Annotated in this window: 17 protein-coding genes and 1 other RNA gene; 11 read left to right on the plus strand and 7 right to left on the minus strand. The window is 60.3% G+C overall.

Annotation, left to right across the window (positions count from 1 at the left end):
• Positions 1-56 precede the first annotated feature (56 nt).
• The 5 genes from ACYJRZ_RS00065 to tkt form a co-directional block, all read right to left on the minus strand.
• Positions 57-1,259, minus strand: a complete 1,203-nt coding sequence (locus tag ACYJRZ_RS00065) for a phosphoglycerate kinase (protein ID WP_459455010.1) — start codon at positions 1,257-1,259, stop codon at positions 57-59.
• A 71-nt stretch (positions 1,260-1,330) separates the two neighbouring features.
• On the minus strand, positions 1,331-3,181 hold the full coding sequence (locus ACYJRZ_RS00070) for a potassium/proton antiporter (RefSeq protein ID WP_459455011.1): 1,851 nt from the start codon (positions 3,179-3,181) through the stop codon (positions 1,331-1,333).
• 304 nt (positions 3,182-3,485) lie between these two features.
• Positions 3,486-4,070 carry a putative glycolipid-binding domain-containing protein gene (locus ACYJRZ_RS00075; protein ID WP_459455012.1) on the minus strand — a complete coding sequence of 195 codons (585 nt, stop codon included), beginning with the start codon at positions 4,068-4,070 and terminating at the stop codon, positions 3,486-3,488.
• A gap of 2 nt (positions 4,071-4,072) precedes the next feature.
• Positions 4,073-5,083 (minus strand): type I glyceraldehyde-3-phosphate dehydrogenase, encoded by a 1,011-nt coding sequence (gene gap, locus ACYJRZ_RS00080; protein ID WP_106998830.1) that lies wholly within the window; start codon positions 5,081-5,083, stop codon positions 4,073-4,075.
• Between the two features lie 63 nt (positions 5,084-5,146).
• On the minus strand, positions 5,147-7,129 hold the full coding sequence (tkt, locus tag ACYJRZ_RS00085) for a transketolase (RefSeq protein WP_459455013.1): 1,983 nt from the start codon (positions 7,127-7,129) through the stop codon (positions 5,147-5,149).
• A 398-nt stretch (positions 7,130-7,527) separates the two neighbouring features.
• Here tkt and ACYJRZ_RS00090 point away from each other — a divergent pair, with 398 nt between their 5' ends.
• The 3 genes from ACYJRZ_RS00090 to ssrS all read left to right on the plus strand — a co-directional run bounded on the left by ACYJRZ_RS00090 (position 7,528) and on the right by ssrS (position 8,552).
• On the plus strand, positions 7,528-7,803 hold the full coding sequence (locus ACYJRZ_RS00090; protein WP_015341018.1) for a DUF4164 domain-containing protein: 276 nt from the start codon (positions 7,528-7,530) through the stop codon (positions 7,801-7,803).
• A gap of 46 nt (positions 7,804-7,849) precedes the next feature.
• The gene (locus tag ACYJRZ_RS00095; protein WP_459455014.1) at positions 7,850-8,227 is read left to right on the plus strand and encodes a cell division protein ZapA; all 378 of its coding nucleotides are present in this window, start codon (positions 7,850-7,852) and stop codon (positions 8,225-8,227) included.
• Between the two features lie 166 nt (positions 8,228-8,393).
• A non-coding RNA gene (gene ssrS / locus ACYJRZ_RS00100) (6S RNA) lies at positions 8,394-8,552 on the plus strand.
• A gap of 233 nt (positions 8,553-8,785) precedes the next feature.
• Here ssrS and ACYJRZ_RS00105 read toward each other — a convergent pair.
• Complete coding sequence (locus tag ACYJRZ_RS00105; protein ID WP_459455015.1) at positions 8,786-9,502, minus strand: SDR family oxidoreductase; 717 nt, start codon at positions 9,500-9,502, stop codon at positions 8,786-8,788.
• A 44-nt stretch (positions 9,503-9,546) separates the two neighbouring features.
• Positions 9,547-10,365: an SDR family NAD(P)-dependent oxidoreductase gene (locus ACYJRZ_RS00110; RefSeq protein ID WP_459456876.1), complete on the minus strand. Its 819-nt coding sequence runs from the start codon at positions 10,363-10,365 to the stop codon at positions 9,547-9,549.
• Between the two features lie 101 nt (positions 10,366-10,466).
• On the opposite strand from ACYJRZ_RS00110, the gene ACYJRZ_RS00115 reads away from it, so the two are divergent.
• From ACYJRZ_RS00115 to ACYJRZ_RS00150, 8 genes are all read left to right on the plus strand, one after another.
• Positions 10,467-11,330 carry a helix-turn-helix transcriptional regulator gene (locus ACYJRZ_RS00115; RefSeq protein WP_459455016.1) on the plus strand — a complete coding sequence of 288 codons (864 nt, stop codon included), beginning with the start codon at positions 10,467-10,469 and terminating at the stop codon, positions 11,328-11,330.
• A 519-nt stretch (positions 11,331-11,849) separates the two neighbouring features.
• Positions 11,850-14,459, plus strand: a complete 2,610-nt coding sequence (mprF, locus tag ACYJRZ_RS00120; protein ID WP_459455017.1) for a bifunctional lysylphosphatidylglycerol flippase/synthetase MprF — start codon at positions 11,850-11,852, stop codon at positions 14,457-14,459.
• Complete coding sequence (locus ACYJRZ_RS00125) at positions 14,456-15,853, plus strand: virulence factor (RefSeq protein WP_459455018.1); 1,398 nt, start codon at positions 14,456-14,458, stop codon at positions 15,851-15,853. The genes mprF and ACYJRZ_RS00125 overlap by 4 nt, the downstream gene beginning before the upstream one ends.
• Before the next feature lie 150 nt (positions 15,854-16,003).
• Complete coding sequence (locus ACYJRZ_RS00130; RefSeq protein ID WP_459455019.1) at positions 16,004-16,732, plus strand: HAD family hydrolase; 729 nt, start codon at positions 16,004-16,006, stop codon at positions 16,730-16,732.
• Between the two features lie 105 nt (positions 16,733-16,837).
• Positions 16,838-17,422: a 5-formyltetrahydrofolate cyclo-ligase gene (locus tag ACYJRZ_RS00135; protein WP_459455020.1), complete on the plus strand. Its 585-nt coding sequence runs from the start codon at positions 16,838-16,840 to the stop codon at positions 17,420-17,422.
• Positions 17,423-17,425: 3 nt separating this feature from the next.
• A complete protein-coding gene (locus ACYJRZ_RS00140; RefSeq protein WP_459455021.1) occupies positions 17,426-18,250 on the plus strand; it encodes a TIGR00282 family metallophosphoesterase in 825 nt (274 codons plus the stop codon).
• A gap of 125 nt (positions 18,251-18,375) precedes the next feature.
• Positions 18,376-19,218 carry an MBL fold metallo-hydrolase gene (locus ACYJRZ_RS00145; protein ID WP_459455022.1) on the plus strand — a complete coding sequence of 281 codons (843 nt, stop codon included), beginning with the start codon at positions 18,376-18,378 and terminating at the stop codon, positions 19,216-19,218.
• Positions 19,219-19,489: 271 nt separating this feature from the next.
• The gene (locus ACYJRZ_RS00150) at positions 19,490-19,855 is read left to right on the plus strand and encodes a hypothetical protein (protein ID WP_459455023.1); all 366 of its coding nucleotides are present in this window, start codon (positions 19,490-19,492) and stop codon (positions 19,853-19,855) included.
• Positions 19,856-19,922: the final 67 nt, after the last annotated feature.

Below are 19,922 nucleotides of genomic sequence, written 5' to 3' on the forward strand. Positions count from 1 at the left end.
AAAGCCTCGGCCGCATCACGGCCGAGGCTTTTCATTCACTTGAGGTGCTGGCCGATTTACTTGCCGGCCTGAAGAACGGCGACGCCGGGAAGAACCTTGCCTTCCATCCATTCGAGGAACGCACCGCCCGCCGTCGAGACATAGGTGAAGTCGTCGGCAACGCCGGCATGGTTCAGCGCCGAAACCGTATCGCCGCCGCCGGCGACGGAGGTCAGCTTGCCGGCCTTGGTGCATTCAGCGGCGTATTTGGCTGCGGCGACTGTTGCTGCATCGAAAGGCGTGATTTCGAAGGCGCCGAGCGGGCCGTTCCAGACGAGCGTGGTGGCGCGGCCGATCCAGTTCTTGACCGCTTCGACCGACTTCGGGCCGACGTCGAGGACCATGGCATCTGCGGGAATCGCTTCGATCGCGACGACTTCGTTTTCTGCGCCAGCCTTGAATTCGCGGGCGACGACACCGTCTTCCGGCAGCACGATCGCGCAGCCGGCCGTGGCGGCCTCGATCATGATCTGCTTTGCGGTATCGGCGAGATCATGCTCGCAGAGCGACTTGCCGACATTGGTGCCGCGCGCGGCGAGGAAGGTGTTGGCCATGCCGCCACCGATGACAAGCGCATCGACCTTTTTCACGAGGTTCATCAGAAGGTCGATCTTGGTGGAGACCTTGGCACCGCCGACAATGGCGACGACTGGACGTACCGGATTGCCGAGGCCCTTTTCCAGGGCTTCAAGCTCTGCCTGCATCGTTCTGCCTGCATAGGCCGGCAGCAGATGGGCGAGACCTTCCGTCGAAGAATGGGCGCGGTGCGCGGCCGAGAAGGCGTCGTTGACGTAGATATCGCCATTTGCGGCAAGCGCCTTGGTAAAGGCTGCGTCGTTCTTTTCCTCTTCCTTGTGGAAGCGGGTGTTTTCAAGCAGCAGGATGTCGCCATCGTTCATCTTCGAAACGGCGTCGGCGGCCGGCGCGCCGATGCAATCGGTGGCGAAGAGAACGGCATGATCCAGAACTTCCTCGACGGCTGGTACGATCAGGCCCAGGGAGAGGTCCGGGGAGGGGCCATCCTTCGGGCGACCGAAATGGGCAAGCAGGATGACCTTGGCGCCCTTTTCGGACAGTTCGAGAATCGTCGGAGCGACACGTTCGATGCGGGTTGCGTCGGTGACCTTGCCATCCTTGACCGGCACGTTGAGGTCGACGCGTACCAATACGCGCTTGCCGGAGATGTCGGTGAGATCGTCGAGAGTTTTGAAGGCTGCCATGGGAGGATCCGATATTGTTGGTGGCGAAAAGCGGGCCGACCATACTACGGATGATCGGAGACGCAAGGCGTTCAGACGTCGTTTTTGCCCGTCGACGAATCGCTTGAAACAGCTTCATGCGCGCGTTCGCGACGCTTCTGCAGGTAGGCGCGGATGCTCTTCAAAATATCATGGAGATTGATGAAGATCGGCATGATGACGGGCGGCTCCACCGCCTCGAGCGACATGCCGACGGACTGAATATGATCGTTCTCGTCGAGATCGCGAACGATGAGAATAATCTCGCCCAGACGAACGCGATCGGCATAGTCGGCCTTGCCTCCGAGGCGATGGCGCATGAGCTCCGCTATGGTGAGCCCCTTCTCCTGTTCGCTCAGCAGTCCCGGTCCATAGGCAGCGTCGAGATCGGCGGCGGGGCGCAGCGGCGATATCGAGAAGGCGCCGAAGAATTCGGCATCCTCGGGATCGACCGGCGCGCGGCTGGCGAAGATCCGGTCGAGAAGGCGCGAATAGTTGGGAGAGACGAAAAGATAGACGATGTCGTTTTCGCGCAACCGGCCGGCATATTGATAGCGCATGGATTTGCCATCGCGGACGATGAGCGATGGCGTCGCCCAGCGCGGAATGCGCTCACCGCGCAGAACCGGGCTGTCCTTCACGACACGATAGGAGAGGAGTTCGTGGTTGACGGTACCCGGCAGGTCGACCTCGACCTTGTCGATCGCGCCCATGCGTGGGGGAACGATGAGGCCAAGCCGGCGCGCCATGGGTTTGATGGTCCAGCCCTGCACGAGCAGCGAGACCAGCACGACGATGAAGGCGACGTTGAAATAGGTCTGACCCGCCTGCAGTCCGCCGAGGATCGGCATGATCGCCAGAAGAATGGAGACGGCGCCGCGCAGGCCGACCCAGGCGACGAAGCCGGTTTCCCGCTGCGTATAATCGAACGGCAGCACGCAGAGCCAGACGGCGATCGGGCGTGCGATGAAGATCAGGAACAGTGCCAGCGCGATGGCAGGGATGGCGATCGCCGGAAATTCCGATGGCGTGGCGAGCAGGCCGAGCACGAGAAACATGATGATCTGGGCCAGCCAGGTCATGCCGTCCTGGAAACGCTTGATCGAGGCGGATGCGGGCAGCTTGCGATTGCCGGCATAGATGCCCGCGACATAGACGGCCAGGAAGCCGCTGCCGCCGACCGCGCCGGTAAACGAAAAGACGAGGAGCGCCAGCGCCAGCACGAAGATAGGCGTCAGGCCGCGATCCGTCTCCAGGCGGCCGACGATAAGGACGATCATCATGCCGCCGAGCAGGCCGAGTATGACACCTAGCCCCATCTGCTGGACAAAGGTGGCGAGCATGGCGAGGTTGATGCCGGCATAGCCTTCGCCGCTTGCGAGCAGCTCGACCAAGGCGAGCGTCAGGAAGATCGCCATCGGATCGTTGGTGCCGGATTCGACTTCCAATGTCGAGCGCACCTTGTCACGGATATTGATGCCGCCGATGCGCAGAAGGAAGAAGACGGCCGCCGCATCCGTCGAGGCGACGATGGAGCCGAGCAGCAGGCCCTGCAACCAGGTAAAGCCGAGCAGCCAGCTGGCGGCAAGGCCGAACAGCGCCGCGGTTACGATGACGCCGACGGAGGCGATGGTCAGCGCGGGCGCCGCCGCAAGCTTGAAGGCCTGGATCGGCGTACCATAGCCGGAATCGAAGAGAATGATCGCAAGCGCCAGGGAGCCGAGGATATAAGCGAGATAATTGTTGGAGAATTCGATGCCGAGTCCATCGGTTCCGGCGGCAAGGCCGATCATCAGGAAGAGCAGCAGCAAAGGCGCGCCGAAACGAAAGGCGAGGAGGCTGGAGAAGGCTGCAATGAGTATGAGAACCGTGCTGATCAGCACGATAATGTAAAATGCCTCCACCTTTTTCCCCTTTCCGTGCGCCGCCACCGGACCAAAAGCCCGGAAATCCCGCCACCTCCCATCATGCCGTCGTATTAGCCGGATTGGCAAATACTGAGATCGCCCGGAGAAGAGCTCAAACTGGAGACCCTTCCGATGTCGGTAACGTCATAGTGTGATGCGCCCGCCAGAACGGCAAAGCGGTTTGGAGTGCCTGGGAGACTTCCTGCCTCAAATTTACTGGTAAATCTGGACGATAGCAGGGCAGGCAGTGAAAAAATCGAAATGTTTTTAAGAAGATGAGTAGGCCCGCTTTCGCGGGAAGTCAGACGGCGGCGCGCCTGAAATAGCGGGGATAGTCGATCACCAGCCCATCCTCGTCGACCGGAAGATCGACTGTGAAATTCCTGTCCTCGGCCGCATAGCGATAAAGTTTCTCCGGCACGATGCAGGTATAGTGCTGACCGTCGCGCACCGGTTCGAAGGTGTCGAACGGGATATAGAGCATCGAAAGCTCTGCCGTCCCGCTTTCGGGCGCCAACTCCAGCCGGCGGATCGGCAGGCTGTTGGTGAAGGGTGAGCCGTAGAGGTCGATATCGATGCAGCCGTCGAATCGCGGCAACGCCACGCCATGCTCGGTGCGCCAATGTCCCTTGCCGTCCGAGATCAGCGCCAGGCGGCGGCCATCGGTGGTTTCGACGGAAAAGGAAAGAACAGCCCAGCCGGCCGAGCAATCGATACGGTAGGAGACGCCATAGGGCGTGCCGCCACGAGCACCAATGATAATGCCGGCGGCACGGATGGCCGCGCCGCCGGCATTGTCGATAGGAGTAATCGTCAGGTGCTCCAGCCCATCTCCCTCCGTCGGACGCCAGCGGACTGTCGTCGGAAGGAGCGGGCGGAACGTCATGATCAGATCAGCTTTGCAAAGGCGACGGCCGTGTCCGACATGCGGCTCGAGAAGCCCCATTCGTTGTCGTACCACGACAGGACGCGCACGAAGTTGCCTTCCATGACCTTGGTCTGGTCGGTTGCGAAGATCGACGAGTGGCTGTCATGGTTGAAGTCGCGAGAAACCAGCGGCTCGTCGGTATAGCCGAGGATGCCCTTCAGCTTGCCGTTTGACGCAGCCTTGATGGCTTCGTTGATTTCGCCGACCGTCGTAGCCTTCTTGGCCACGAACTTGAAATCAACGACCGAGACGTTCGGCGTGGGAACGCGGATCGACGTGCCGTCGAGCTTGCCCTTGAGGTGCGGCAGAACGAGGCCGACAGCCTTTGCGGCGCCCGTCGACGTCGGGATCATGGACAGAGCTGCGGCGCGGGCGCGATACAGGTCCTTGTGCATGGTGTCGAGCGTCGGCTGGTCGCCGGTATAGGAATGGATCGTGGTCATGAAGCCGTGGTCGATGCCGACGGCGTCGTCGAGTACCTTGACCACCGGCACCAGGCAGTTCGTGGTGCATGATGCGTTGGAGATGACCAGGTGTTCTTTGGTGAGCTGGTCATGGTTGACGCCGAAAACGACGGTGAGGTCGGCGCCGTCTGCAGGAGCCGAAACGATGACGCGCTTGGCGCCGGCCGTCAGATGAGCGGCGGCCTTGTCGCGGGCGGTGAAGATGCCCGTGCATTCCATGGCGATGTCGACGCCGAGATCGCGGTGCGGCAGGGTTGCCGGATCCTTGATTGCCGTGACCTTGATCGGTTTGCCGCCGCCCACGATGATCGTGTCGCCTTCGACCTTCACTTCGGCGGGGAACTTGCCGTGGATGGAATCGTAACGCAGCAGGTGGGCGTTGGTCTCGACCGGGCCGAGATCGTTGATGGCAACGATTTCGATGTCGGTGCGGCCGGATTCGACGATTGCGCGCAGGACGTTACGGCCGATGCGGCCAAAGCCATTGATGGCTACTTTTACAGTCATGAATGTCACTCCCTTTCATTCAGGGTGTTTATTTATTGGATTTGAGAGCGCTTGTCAGCGCCCTCAGGAAAGCTTTGCCTCAGCGGCGGCGACAACGGCTTCCGTGGTGATGCCGAAATGCTTGTAGACGTCCTTGTAGGGAGCCGAAGCGCCGAAGCTCTTCATGCCGACGAAGGCGCCTTCCGGTCCGATGAAGGCATCCCAGCCTTCGCGAACGCCGGCTTCGACGGCAACCTTGACCGGCGAGTTGCCGATGACTTCCTTGCGGTAGGCGTCCGGCTGCTCGAAGAAGAGTTCGGTGCAGGGAACCGAAACGACGCGCGTGGAGACGCCCTTGCCTTCGAGAGCCGTACGGGCTGCTACAGCGAGTTCGACTTCGGAGCCCGAAGCGAAGATCGTCACCTTGGCGTCGGCATTGCCAGCCAGCGTATAGGCGCCGAGTTCGCAGAGGTTCTTCTCGCTATATTCCGTACGAGCGGCCAGCAGGTTCTGACGGGTCAGGGCAAGGCCGGACGGGCGGTTGGTCGTCTTGATGGCGATCTGCCAGCATTCGGCCGTTTCCGTTGCGTCCGCCGGGCGGAAGAGCTGGAAGTTCGGGATGGCGCGCAGGCTGGCGACCTGCTCGACCGGCTGGTGGGTCGGGCCGTCTTCGCCGACGCCGATGGAATCATGCGTCAGGACGTGGATGGCACGGATGCCCATCAGGGCAGCGAGGCGGAGCGGCGGGCGGCAATAATCCGAGAAGATCAGGAAGCCGCCGCTATAGGGGATGAGACCGCCGTGGAGCGCGATGCCGTTCATGGCAGCAGCCATGCCGTGTTCGCGAATACCCCAGTGCATGTAACGGCCGGAGAAGTCGGTCGGGGTGATCGACTTCATCTGGCTGGTCTTGGTGTTGTTCGACGGCGTCAAGTCGGCGGAGCCGCCGAGCGTTTCCGGAATGAAGCCGTTGATGACTTCGAGCGCATCTTCCGAAGCCTTACGGGTTGCGACTGTCGGCTTGGTTTCCGCAAGCTTCTTCTTGTAGTCGCTGATGGCGGCGTCGAAGCCGGCAGGCAGCTTGTGATCGAAGCGGCGGGTGAACTCGGCCTTCTTGGCCGGGTCGGCAGCAGCAAGGCGGCCTTCCCATGCTTCGCGGATACCGACGGAGCGTTCGCCAGCGGCGCGCCATTCACCGAGGATGTCGTTCGGAATGACGAAGGGTTCGTAGGGCCAGTTGAGGGCAACGCGGGTCGCGGCGATTTCCTCGGCGCCGAGCGGAGAGCCATGGACCTTATGGGTGCCCTGCTTGTTCGGCGCGCCGAAGCCGATGATCGTCTTGCAGGCGATCAGCGTCGGGCGGTCGGACTTCTGCGCGGCCTCGATAGCAGCGCTGATCGCGGCCTGGTCATGACCGTCGACCTCGATCGTGTTCCAATGAACGGCCTTGAAGCGAGCGACCTGGTCGGTCGAGTCCGAAAGCGAAACAGCGCCGTCGATGGTGATGGAATTGTTGTCCCAGAACAGGATCAGCTTGTTGAGCTTGAGGTGGCCGGCAAGCGCGATGGCTTCATGGCTGATGCCTTCCATCAGGCAGCCGTCGCCGCACATCACGTAGGTGTAGTGATCCTGAAGCTCGGAGCCGAATTCCTCGCGCAACTTACGCTCGGCGATCGCCATGCCGACGGCGTTGGCAATGCCCTGGCCCAGCGGGCCGGTGGTGGTTTCGATGCCAGTGGCGTGGCCATATTCCGGATGGCCGGCGGTCTTGGAGCCGAGCTGGCGGAAACGCGTGAGTTCATCGACCGTCATGTCCGGATAGCCGGTAAGGTAGAGAACCGAATAAAGCAGCATCGAGCCGTGACCGGCCGACAGGACGAAACGATCGCGATCCGGCCAAAGCGGGTTCTTCGGATCGAAGCGCAGATATTTGCTAAAGAGAACGGTGGCGACATCAGCCATCCCCATTGGCAAACCGGGGTGACCGGAATTGGCCTTCTCGACAGCATCCATGGCAAGGAAACGGATCGCATTTGCCATCCGGTCGTGTTGTTCGCGAGAGTTCATGGGTTTTTCCGCAATGTTCCGGGTTCGGGGGATGGCCGCACGCTTTGGAGGGAGGCCATCGGTTAAAGGCGGGGTGAAGGGACGCTCTTCCGAACGCCATTTCCAACGTCGCCTCAGGCGGTCGAGACATAGCAGTTAGGGCGAGCAAGTCAACAAATCGAGGGCTCAATCCGACCCACCTGCGGCAATTTTTTGACATTTGCCCGTTCACTTTTACAAAAGACGACAATCATGCGACAAGGCCCGCGCAGGCGGCAAAGGCAGCGTTCATCCACAGAATAGGAGTCCCGCCACAGGGCGGCCTTTATTGACGTGCTGTTGCCGAGTTGAATATTGTTGCGAAATCAGACAAGTGGCCGGATGTTTTGATTCGGGCCTTGCGCGGAGATGCGAAGGGTATGACACCTTCAGGCAAAACGGTGGACGCGGCGCTCGCCCAATTGCGCCAGGCGCTTTCGACTTTGGAGAGCGCCGTCGACGGACGGTTCGAGCGCGAACGGGCGCAGAGCGATATAGAAGGCGAGGTCCGCAGGGTTCACGCCGACCGGTCGCGTCTTGCCCAGGAATTGGATCAGGCCGAGTTCCGGGCGAACCGGCTCGAGGAAGTCAATCGTGAAGTGTCGCGCCGGCTCGTGACGGCGATGGAAACCATAAGAGCCGTGCTGGACCGCTGATCCCTCGGGAAGCAGCCGTCCAGAGCGGCAGTGATCGGAAAGTCGAATGGCACAAGTAACGGTAACGATCGACGGCAAAGCCTATCGGATGGCCTGCGAAGAGGGGCAGGAAGACCATCTGACGGATCTTGCCAATCGCTTCGACCGTTATGTCCTGCATTTGAAGAGCCAGTTCGGTGAAATCGGCGATCTCAGGCTGACCGTCATGGCCGGCATCATGATTATGGACGAGGTATCGGAATTGACGCGCCGGGTCTCCGCGCTAGAAGCCGAACTGGAGTCCCTGACCAGTAACCGTGATACGGCGCTCGCCGCCAATGCCCGCGCCGAGGAGACGCTCGCTAGTGTAATCGACGAGGTGACGACACGCATCCATGGCATTACCGAGAAGCTCCTGGAGCGGCCGGGGATCGAGCAGGTCTAAAGCGCATCGCGAGCTTTCAGCCTCCTTTCTCTCGCTTTAGATTCGATTTTGCGCATGTCGTATCGCAAAACCGCCGCTCACTTTTGCGCGACATGCTTTGAGTTATTTCTGCGGATGCCCGATGCGGCCCTCTGGTGCGGCGAGACAATCCGCTCTATATAGTTGAGGCGGTCTGCGCTTCCCGACAGGAACCACAATCCCTGGGGCCATACTCGATCCAAAGGGAGCTGTCCCTGACCAGGCTCGTGGGCCTGGACACACGGTGCCCACCTACGTTTGTAGGCACCCAGGATCGTAAACATCCATCGGTCGTCGTGGATCGCTCTTCAATTTTCCGGCAAATGGCCAAGGAAGGCGTCGCAAAGTTCTTCTGTCACGCCGACGTCACTCCTCCTCCCGCTTGACTGTTCGATCGCAGAATGCCGCCGGGCTCGATCTCGGCGCGGCTGACTGAGATTCTGAAGCATTTACCGGGCGTCAAAACAGCTGAGGACGCCATCGCGTCGCCAGCCGCGATGGCTTTTTCGCGATCGGAAGACGGCGCAGAGGCTCTGGAAATCATTGACCGAGGCGGACGCCGCCATCACAAATCAGCGTGTGGCCGCTGGTAAAGCCGTTGCCGATCAGGAAGACGATAGCTTCGGCTATTTCCCTGGGCTGGCCGACACGGCCGACGGGCGTACGTGCTGCAAAGCCGGCAAATGTCGGCTCTTTCTGATCTGCGCTCAGGAAGTCCCACCAGGGGGTATCGACGACACCCGGAGAAACGCAGTTCACCCGGATCGGCTTGAGCTCGACGGCGAGAATGGGTGCTAGCGCAGCAATGGCGGCATTGATGGCTCCAAGTCCGGCGGTTCCGGGCATGGCGGCCTGTGCCGATACGGCGGAGACGAAGGTGATGCTGCCCTGTTTCGACAGATAGGGCAGGCAGGCCTGGGCGCAGGCGAAATGCGCCATCGTCTTCTGCTCGAAACCTTTCCTGAGATCGGCAAGATCGACCGTGGCGAAAGGGCCGGCGCCATTACCGCCGCCCAATGCCAGGACGAGATGATCGATCGGGCCGATTGCCTGGAAGGCTGCTGCAAGGCCCGTAAAGTCGGCTGCATCCATGGCGATTGCCGTGAGATCGCCATTCAGACTTTGTGCGGCAGCCTGGAGTTTCGCCTTATCGCGGCCAGTGATCGTGACGCGATAACCTTTTTCGAGAAGATAGGCGGCGGTTGCAAGACCGATGCCGGAGGAGCCGCCGATAATAGCGACGTGTTGAGACGACATGGGTGTCTCCTTTCTAGAGGCTGGGGAGGGCAAGGAATAAGGTCTTAGGCCAGGCCGATAAGGCTTTGGCTGAGCGTTCGCAGGTCACGACGTGCAGTCGCGTCATAGGCCTGAGTATTGGCGCGCGAGGGACGCAGCCCGTCGAAATAGAGACCGGTGCGTGCGTCCAGGGCATCGCTGGTTGCCAGATTGAGAATGGCGTCGGCGCCTTGCTCGACCGTGCTAAGCGGCGCAACGCCAGCCTGACGCACCATCGTTGTATCCATATAGGTCGCCGGGTGCAGGCAGTTGGCGGTGATGCCGGAGCCGGCAAGCTCCTCGGCGAGATCGAAGGTGAACATGATCTGCGCCAGCTTGCTCTGGCAATAGGCGCGCACCCCGCTATAGCCGCGCGTCAGCAAGACATCGGAGAAGTCGATCGCCTGCTGGCCAGCAGAGGATACATTGACGATGCGGGCGGGAGTGCTTGCCTTCAATAGAGGCAGCAGCCGGCGCGTCAGCAGGAAGCCGGCGAGATAATTCACCGCGAAGCGCAGCTCGTATCCGTCTTGGCTTACCTGGCGCCCAGTGCTGGCGCTACCGGTGCCGATGCCGGCATTGTTGATCAGAACATCGAGGCGATCGTAGTCGCGCTCGATTGCGTCGGCCAGGGTGCGGACCTCTTTCAGCGAGGAAAGGTCGGCGAGATAATAGGCCGCTTTGCCGCCCTTGTCCCGGATGCGGGAGATCAGTTCTTCCGCGCGGGTCTTGTCACGGCCGTGAACGATCATCGTCGCACCTGCCGCTGCCAGTCGTTCCGCAACTCGGCGCCCGACACCATCCGTCGAGCCTGTAATCAGGACCGTTTTGCCGCTCATATCCATAGCAACCGCCTTCATGTTGTCCGCATGATGATAATTGGCAGCTTGTGGAAGCGGCAAACAGTTCTGACTTTATCCTAGTATTGATCCTGCTATGATAGGCAATGACCATCAATCCGAGCCAGACCATCCTAGAAGCCAGGCGTCGCGAGTTCGGCGCCTTCCTGCGCTCCCGCCGCGAAAAGCTGACGCCCGCCGGCGTCGGGCTTCCGGAAGGATTTCGACGCCGGACGCCTGGGCTCAGGCGCGAGGAAGTGGCGCTGCTCGCCGGGGTCGGAACGACCTGGTACACATGGCTTGAGCAGGGTAGGGACGTGCGCGCCTCCGCGGAGGTGTTGGCGGCGCTGGCGGATGCCCTACGGCTTGATCCGGCCGAGCGGCGCCACCTCTTTACCCTCAGCGATCGACCTTCCGCGGATCTGCCGTCGCGCGGACCGGAGGATGTGCCGGACGCGCTGGTGCGCATGCTTGCGAGCCTCGCCGGCCAGCCGGCCTATGTTCTCGGCCGGCGCTGGGATGTGCTGGCCTGGAATGCAGCGGCTGTCGCAATTTTCGGCGATTACAGCCTGTTGCAGGGCGATGCGCGCAACAGCATCCATCGTGTGTTTACCGATCTGGCTCATCGGCAGCTTCTCGTCGATTGGGAGAGCGTAGCGGCGAATTCGCTGGCGATGTTTCGCGCCGACAGTGCCCGTTACGCCGGCGATCCTGATTTCGAACGGCTGATCGCCACCTTGACGCAAGCGAGCCCCGAATTTCGCGCCTGGTGGCCGAGACAGGATGTGCTGCGACCGCTGACAGGTCACAAGCGCCTACGCCATCCGCAGGGCGGCCTGATGACATTCGAATATACCGCACTCGCGGTCATGGACCGTGCCGACATGAAGCTGGTGGTCTACACGCCGCTCGACGAGGACGGGACGAGCGGCAAGCTGAAGGAACTGCTGCGCCAGAACAGCATCGCCTAGCTTTCCGTTTCCACCTATTACGCCTCGCTCCACCATCTCGGGCGGTTCTGCTGCTCTTACCAGCGGGTGCCGGTTGGTGTGTGATGTAGATATCTATCTCACGTTGTAGTAGGCTCCCCGTAATCGGAAACAAGACTGCGCTTAGCGGTCGAAATACCTGCCGAGCTTGTCTGACGAATAGGGATTCACGCGGGCGGATCGGCGGCGAAGATGCGCTCGCAAGAAGAGGGAGTGCACAGATGACCGGATCGCGAATTCCTGATAGAGGCCGGGAGGGTGGGAATCACTTTCGTGTCTGGAGAGGCTCAGAAGCCGGATGAATGGCAAAATCCTTTGACTAACGGCAGATTCATCGCTGCCGGCACCGGCCTGCGCCAAAATTGCCTAATTTTAGAATAATGGGAGCACGCGTCATAACGGACCTGTGAAAGAAGTGTATACGGCCACACCAAACATATTGCCGGTGTTACCGGATACCCGAACAATCAGGACCGCAAGGTCAATATAAACAGGTAGAGCATGTCGAGCCCAATCGATCTGGAAAATGCCGACGAGGAATTGGAAGAGCGTGGCGGTATCGTCGGTCTGTTGAACCGCTACCGCGCGCTGATTGTCGCCGTTCTCACCGTCGCCGTCTTCTGCATCGCCGCCTATGCGATCTATGACCTGACCACCGAGGTCCGCTATGACGATGTCGTCCATGCCTTGACGACGACGAAGATCTCCTCGGTGCTGCTTGCGCTGCTTTTTACCGGCCTCAGCTTCGCTTCACTGATCTTCTATGACCAGAATGCGCTCGAATATATCGGCAAGCGGTTGCCGTTTCCGCATGTCGCGCTGACCTCCTTCAGCGCCTACGCGGTCGGCAACACGGCCGGCTTCGGCGCGCTCAGCGCCGGCGCAATCCGCTACCGCGCCTATACCCGGCTCGGCCTGTCGCCCGACGACATCACCCGTATCATCGCTTTCGTCACGCTCGCCTTCGGTCTTGGCCTTGCTGCCGTCGGTGCTATTGCGCTTCTGGTCATTGCCGATGAGATCGGCCCGTTGATCAGCGTCGATGGCTTGTGGCTGCGACTGATCGCCATCGCCATTCTCGCGGCGCTTGCTTTCGTGGTCTATGCCGGCCGCAACGGCCGCGAGGTGCGCATCGGGCCGGTCGAAGTTCGGCTGCCGGATTCGCGCACCTGGTCGCGGCAGTTCCTGGTCACCGCGTTCGATATCGCAGCCTCGGCCTCCGTACTCTACGTGCTGTTGCCGGAAACCTCTATCGGATGGCCGGGCTTCTTCGCAATTTACGCGATCGCCGTCGGGCTTGGCGTGCTCAGCCACGTCCCGGCCGGCTTCGGGGTATTCGAGACGATCATCATCGCCTGGCTCGGCAGTTCCGTGAATGAGGACGCTGTTCTGAGCTCCCTGGTTCTTTATCGCGTCATCTACAATGTCATTCCGCTCGTTATCGCGATTGCCGCAATTTCGGTTGCGGAGTTGCGCCGTTTTGTCGATCATCCGGTAGCTTCGAGCATGCGCCGCGTTGGCGCGCGCCTGATGCCGCAGCTATTGTCGGCCTTTGCGCTGCTGCTCGGCATGATGCTGGTCTTTTCGAGCGTGACGCCGACGCCGGATCATAATCTGATCGTGCTATCGGACTATCTGCCGCTGTCCCTTGTCGAAAGTGCGCATTTCCTGTCGAGCCTTCTCGGTCTGGCGATCATCGTTGCGGCGCGCGGCCTCAGCCAGCGTCTCGACGGTGCCTGGTGGGTTTCGACTTTCTCTGCTCTGTTTGCCCTGTTCTTCTCGCTATTGAAGGCCATCGCCATCGTCGAAGCCGGTCTGCTGGCCTTCTTTGTCTTCAGCCTCGTCGTCAGCCGTCGCCTGTTCAAGCGGCCGGCTTCGCTGCTTAATCAGACGCTGACCGCCGGCTGGCTCACCGCGATCGCTGTCGTGTGCATCGGTGCCATCGTCGTGCTGTTCTTCGTCTATCGCGATGTCGGATACAGCAACGAGCTTTGGTGGCAGTTCGAATTCGCAGATGAGGCGCCGCGCGGGCTTCGCGCAGCGCTCGGCATTTCCATCCTGTCCTCGGCGATCGCGATCTTCAGCCTCTTGCGCCCGGCGACGAAGCGGCCGGAGCCGGTCAACGAAGATGCGCTTGCGCGCGCCGTGGAGATCGTGCGCAAGCAAGGTATTGCCGACGCCAATCTGGTGCGCATGGGCGACAAGAGCATCATGTTCTCGGAAAAAGGCGATGCCTTCATCATGTACGGCAAGCAGGGCCGCTCGTGGATCGCCTTGTTCGATCCGGTCGGCCCGCGCCAGGCGGTGCCCGATCTGATTTGGCGCTTTGTCGAGACGGCGCGCGCTGCCGGCTGCCGCTCGGTCTTCTACCAGATCTCGCCGGCGCTTCTCTCCTACTGCGCCGATGCGGGCTTGCGGGCGTTCAAGCTCGGCGAACTTGCCGTGGTCAATCTTGCGAATTTTGAGCTTAAGGGCGGCAAATGGGCCAATCTCAGGCAGACGGCGAGCCGTGCGGTGCGCGATGGACTAGAATTTGCCGTTATCGAACCCCAAGATATACCCGATGTGCTGGATCAGCTCGCCCATGTCTCCGATACATGGCTTGCCGATCACAATGCCAAAGAAAAGAGCTTCTCGCTCGGCGCGTTCGATCCGGATTATGTGTGCTCGCAGCCGGTCGGCGTGTTGAAAAAGGATGGTAAGATCGTCGCTTTTGCGAATATTCTGATGACGGAGACCAAGGAGGAGGGATCCGTCGACCTGATGCGTTTTTCCCCTGATGCCCCCAAGGGTTCGATGGATTTTCTGTTCGTGCAGATTCTCGAATATCTCAAGGGTCAGGGGTTTCAGCGTTTCAACCTCGGCATGGCACCGCTGTCGGGCATGTCGAGACGGGAATCAGCGCCGGTTTGGGACAGGGTCGGGGGAACTGTGTTTGAACACGGCGAGCGCTTCTATAACTTCAAAGGGCTTCGTGCCTTCAAATCCAAGTTCCATCCCGAATGGCAGCCGCGCTACTTGGCTGTTTCGGGAGGGGTCAGTCCAATGATCGCGTTGATGGATGCCACATTCCTCATCGGGGGCGGACTTAAGGGGGTCGTGAGGAAATGATCTTGAAATACGCAATGTCATTGGCTTTCGCATGCGTGCTGTCGACGAGCCTGCTGATATCGGGCCAAGCACGGGCTGAGGCCGACGATACGAAATATGATTTGGGCATGATCCCGGCGCCGCACATCATGCGACCGCACGGCAAGGTTTCGAACGAAGTCGTGCTGATTTCCGATCTCGCCGGCTGGGGCGACAAGGAGAAGGCTGTTGCCGACAAGCTCGTCGCCAATGGCTCGCTCGTCATCGGCATCGACTATCCGTCCTTTCTGGCGTCGCTCAACAGCTATGACGTCAGCAAGAACGACGGCTGCATCTATATCGTCTCGGATCTGGAATCGCTCAGCCAGCAGGTGCAGCGCTCCTTTGCCGACAGTACCTATCAATTGCCCATCATTGCCGGTGTCGGCGCTGGTGGCGCCATGGCACTGACGATCGCGGCCCAGACGCCGGATGCGACCGTTGCCGGTACGCTGGCCGTCGACCCGACCGCCGGCATCGGCCTGAAGCAGGAACTCTGCACGCCGGCCGAAAAGAAGACCGATGGCGATATGGTGTCCTTCGGTCTGCAGGAAGGCGCGCTACCCAATCCTATTCTCGTGACTTTCACGGCGAATGCGCCGAAGGATGGCCGCGACCACGTTGCAGACATCCAGAAGGACCACCCGGAAGTTCAGACCACGGATTCGGACAATGCCGACACTTATGCGACGCTGGAGGCTTCGCTCGCCGATCTGATGAAGACGATCGACAGCTCGAAATCGCCGCTTGGATTGCCCCTTGATATCATGGAGACGACGCCGACCGAGGACACGCTCGCCGTTGTCTATTCGGGCGATGGTGGCTGGCGCGACATCGACAAGGAAGTCGGCAGCTATCTTCAGGACCAGGGCATCCCGGTCGTGGGCGTCGATACACTGCATTATTTCTGGACCGAGAAGGATCCACAGCAAACGGCCAACGACCTCGGCCGGATCATCGACTTCTACACCAAGCGCTTCAAGGTCAAGCATGTGGTCTTGGTCGGCTATTCCTTTGGCGCCGATGTGCTGCCGGCGAGCTACAATCGCTTGCCTCAGGCCGAAAAGGATAAGATCGTCCAGATGTCACTGCTGTCCTTGTCGCAGAAGGTCGACTATGTGATTTCGGTCATGGGCTGGCTCGGGGCTTCGAGTGCCGGCAAGGGCGGCGATCCCGTCAACGACCTCAAGTCGATCAATCCGAAGATGGTGCAATGCGTCTACGGCAAGGATGATGACGAGGATGTCGCCTGCCCGCTGCTGAAGGGCACCGGCGCGGAAGTCATCGCCATGGACGGCGGCCACCATTTTGATGACGATTACGAAGCTCTGGCGAACCATATCATCAATGGCCTGAAGAGCCGCCTCGGCGAATAATGCTCATGGCGCGCGGCATCTCCTGCTGCCGCGCGTCCTTTCTCGTTTTTCCCGATCATGGTCTCCAGCCGACTGACTTTTCCCAAGCGTCCGGCGCAGCATTCATTTGCTTCTTTCGAAGGCTGCGTTTAGTCGGGAAGGGCTCATATTATGAGCGCCGTGTTTGCTGCAGTCGCTCGCCGTCTCATCCAGAAAGGTCCGCCCTTGTCCGCCGCAACGAATTCCGCTTTCACCAAGACCTATTCCGGCTTCCTGTTCGACATGGACGGTACGATCATCAATTCGATTGCTGCTGCAGAACGTGTCTGGGGCAATTGGGCACGCGCCCAGGGTCTTGATGTTGAGAAGTTCATGCCGACCATGCATGGCAAGCGCGGTGTCGATACGATCGGCCAGCTGAATCTGGCTGGCGTCGATCCGATCGCGGAGGCGCTGAAGATCACCGAAGCCGAGATTGCCGATGTCGAGGGCGTCATCGCGCTGCCCGGCGCCGTCGATTTCCTTGCATCGCTGCCACCGGAGCGCTGGGCGATCGTTACCTCGTCGCCCTATCGGCTGGCGCTGGCGCGGCTGGACGCGGCCGGGATCCCGGTTCCGCGCTTCATGGTCACCGCCGAAGACGTGAAGGTCGGCAAGCCTGATCCGCAGGGCTATATACTCGGCGCACAACGCCTCGGCCTAAGCCCGTCGGAATGCCTGGTGTTTGAAGATGTCTTGGCCGGCGTCAAGGCGGGCGAGGCGGCTGGTGCGGATGTCGTGGTCATCACCGCCACGCATTCGCATCCGATCGAGACCAGTCATACGACACTGCAGAATTATGAAAACGTTCGCGCGCATGCGGATGGCGACGGGAAATTGTCGATCGTCCGCAAAGGCTGATGGAACCCACTCCTTTCCGCGGCCACGGCATGTCGTTTTCGCGCTTTGCAATGGGCCGCCGGCTCATTATGTTTTCGCGATATCATAGATATTTGCGAAGATCACATGAGCAAAGAGCTGAAAGCCCAATACCGCAAGGAGCGCCTGGCCGCGCGCGATGCCATTCCGGCAGAAGATCGTATTGAAAAGGGCCTGGCCATGGTGGTCCATGGCGGCGAGGCCATCGACATCAGGCCGGGAGATATCGTCTCCGGCTTCCTGCCGATCCGTTCGGAAGTGGATATACGGCCATTGATGGCGCGTCTGCGGGAGCGCGGGGCGCGGCTCTGTGTGCCCGTGATCCTCGACCGCAGCACGATCGTCTTTCGGGAACTCGTGGCCGGCGCACCGCTGGTTCCGGTTGGATTCGGGACCTCCGGTCCGGGGCCCGAGGCAGCAGTGCTGGACCCCGATGTCATGCTCGTGCCGCTTTCGGCTTTCGACAGAAGCGGCCATCGCATAGGCTATGGTGCGGGTCATTATGACCGCGCGATCGAGCGCTTGCATCAAAAAGGATTGAATCCGCGGCTGATCGGCATTGCATTCGATTGCCAAGAAGTGCCATCAGTACCCGCTGAGCCGCATGATGTCCGTCTTGACGCGATTTTGACCGAGAGCGGACTCAATTTCGTTTCGGAAGTGATTGGATAGCGAATGCGGCTGCTTTTTCTGGGTGATATGGTCGGCAAGACAGGACGGACCGCGGTATGGGACCGTCTGCCGGGCCTCGTATCCGACCTGACGCTCGATTTCGTCATCGTCAATGGCGAGAACGCCGCCGGCGGCTTCGGTATCACTGAGGATATTTTCCTCGAGACGATCAATGCCGGCGCCGATGTTGTGACGACGGGCAACCATGTCTGGGACCAGAAGGAAGCTGTCGTTTTCTGCGAGCGGCACGATCAATTCCTGCGCCCCGCCAACTATCCGGCCGGCACGCCCGGCCGAGGCTCCGGCCTCTATTATGCCCGCAACGGTGCGCGGGTGCTCGTTGCCAACATCATGGGTCGCGTCTTCATGCATCCGGAGCTAGACGATCCCTTCAAATCGGCAGAGGCCATACTGGATGCCTGCCCGCTGAAAGAGCAGGCGGATGCCATCGTCTTTGATTTTCATGCGGAAGCGACGAGCGAAAAGCAGTGCTTCGGCCATTTCGTCGATGGCCGCGCTAGTTTCGTCGTCGGCACGCACACACATGTGCCGACCGCGGACGCGCAGATCCTGAATGGCGGCACCGCCTATATATCGGATGCCGGCATGTGCGGTGATTACGATTCCTCGCTCGGCATGGAGAAGGAGGAGCCGCTGAACCGCTTCATCTCCAAGATGCCGAAGGGACGTTTCGAGGCGGCTTCGGGGCCAGCTACGATCTGCGGCGTCGGCGTCGAGATCTCCGATGCCACGGGATTGGCGGAAAAGATCGCACCACTCCGGCTTGGCCCAAGGCTTGCGGAGACCATTCCGGACTTCTGGCGCTGATCGCTGCACGATCATTCATTATCGTCCGATGATGACGCGATTGTGAGCAATCGTGCCTGAATGTTGCTGGACCCGTTTCGGGTCGTGCCGCATCCTTCGGCCACTATCTGGCTTGAGGGGATGGCATGTTAAAGCGATTTCCTGTCTTTGCCGTGTTTTTCCTGGCGATCATCCTCAACTGGAACGTCGCGGACGCCCAGCAGAATCCGGTTCGTCCGCAACCCAGTCAATGCCAGGCGATCGCACAATCCCTGCCCAAGGCGGCATTCGTCAGTTTTTCTCCTCCCGGTCCGACGCTCGCCAATGATCCGGTTAATGGTGATGTGAAGATCACCTTCCTCGGCCATGCCACGCTTTTCATCGAAACGCCGGGCGGCGTTTCCATCGCCACGGATTATAGCGGCGCCTATCCGCCGCCCTATACGCCTGAGGTCGTGACGATGAACAAGGCGCATCCGAGCCACTACACGCTGACGCCGGATCCCGCGATCAAATATGTGCTGCATGGATGGAGCGATGTGCCCGGCGAGCCGGCAAAGATCCGCATGACCGTCGGTGATACATTGATCCGCAATGTCGTTACCGATATTCGCTCCTGGGGTGGCGGCATCGAAGCCAATGGCAATTCGATCTTCATCTTCGAGGTGGCGGGCCTCTGTATCGGCCACCTCGGGCATCTGCATTTCGAACTCACCGACCAGCAATATGCCGAAATCGGTCGGCTCGATGTCGTGATGGTGCCGGTCGACGGCGGCTTGACCATGGGGGCCGACAGCATGAGCCGCGTGGTGAAACGGTTGCGGTCGTCGCTGATCCTGCCCATGCATCGCTGGGGTCCGCCGGTCGATCAGTTTCTCGCCCTGTTCGGTCCCGATTTCGACGTCGCCTATGCGCCGACCCCGAGCGTCACGGTGTCGGTCAAGACCTTGCCGCGCAAGCCGCTGATCTATGTGCTCAAGGGGCTCTGAGGATTTTCGTTGAGATAGGTATCCTACTCATCTATGCAACTTCCGCTGGCCGTGATTGATTGCGCCATGCCATTGGGGGAAGCGCATGAATCGGGTTCTTTTGACTACAATAATAGCTGCAGCGCTATCGGGCTGCGTCTCATCAAACCCGGTCAACACGACGCCCGATGGCTATCGCCTCCAAAAATTCAGTCAGGGAACGGTTTCTGTCGGCAAAAGCGCAAATCTGTTAGCCGCTGGCAGTTGGAGCGTGTCATGCCCAACCGATGCAATGACTGACAAACGCAATTGCAGCATTACGTCCCTGTCGGGGGCTTTGTTCATCGACTACGGAAGTTCACCAACACCGCAACGCGTCTGCCTCTTGTCGCATGATGCGCCTGGTATGACTGCCTTGATCAGAGTTGATAGCCATCCGGCGGTTGCTACGGATGCACAGGGCTGCGTTCCGGCAAGCCGGATCATTCACCAGATGAGAGGCGGCAGCACTTTCCTGGCGCGCGTTGCCGCCATCAATGACTGGTCGCCCGATCTACGACCCGTAATCAAGGACGAACGCGCGTCGCTCGAGGGATTGAACAACGCCATGGAAACCGTCGGCGATATTCGGGCAGGCAAGCTTGCGGTCAAGCCATAGGAATGTGGCGGAAGGCCTCGACCGCCGCCATTATCCGGCTTTTCACTTGAATGAAGGCCGCTTCGCT

The sequence above is a fragment of the Rhizobium sp. No.120 genome (genome assembly GCF_054558365.1).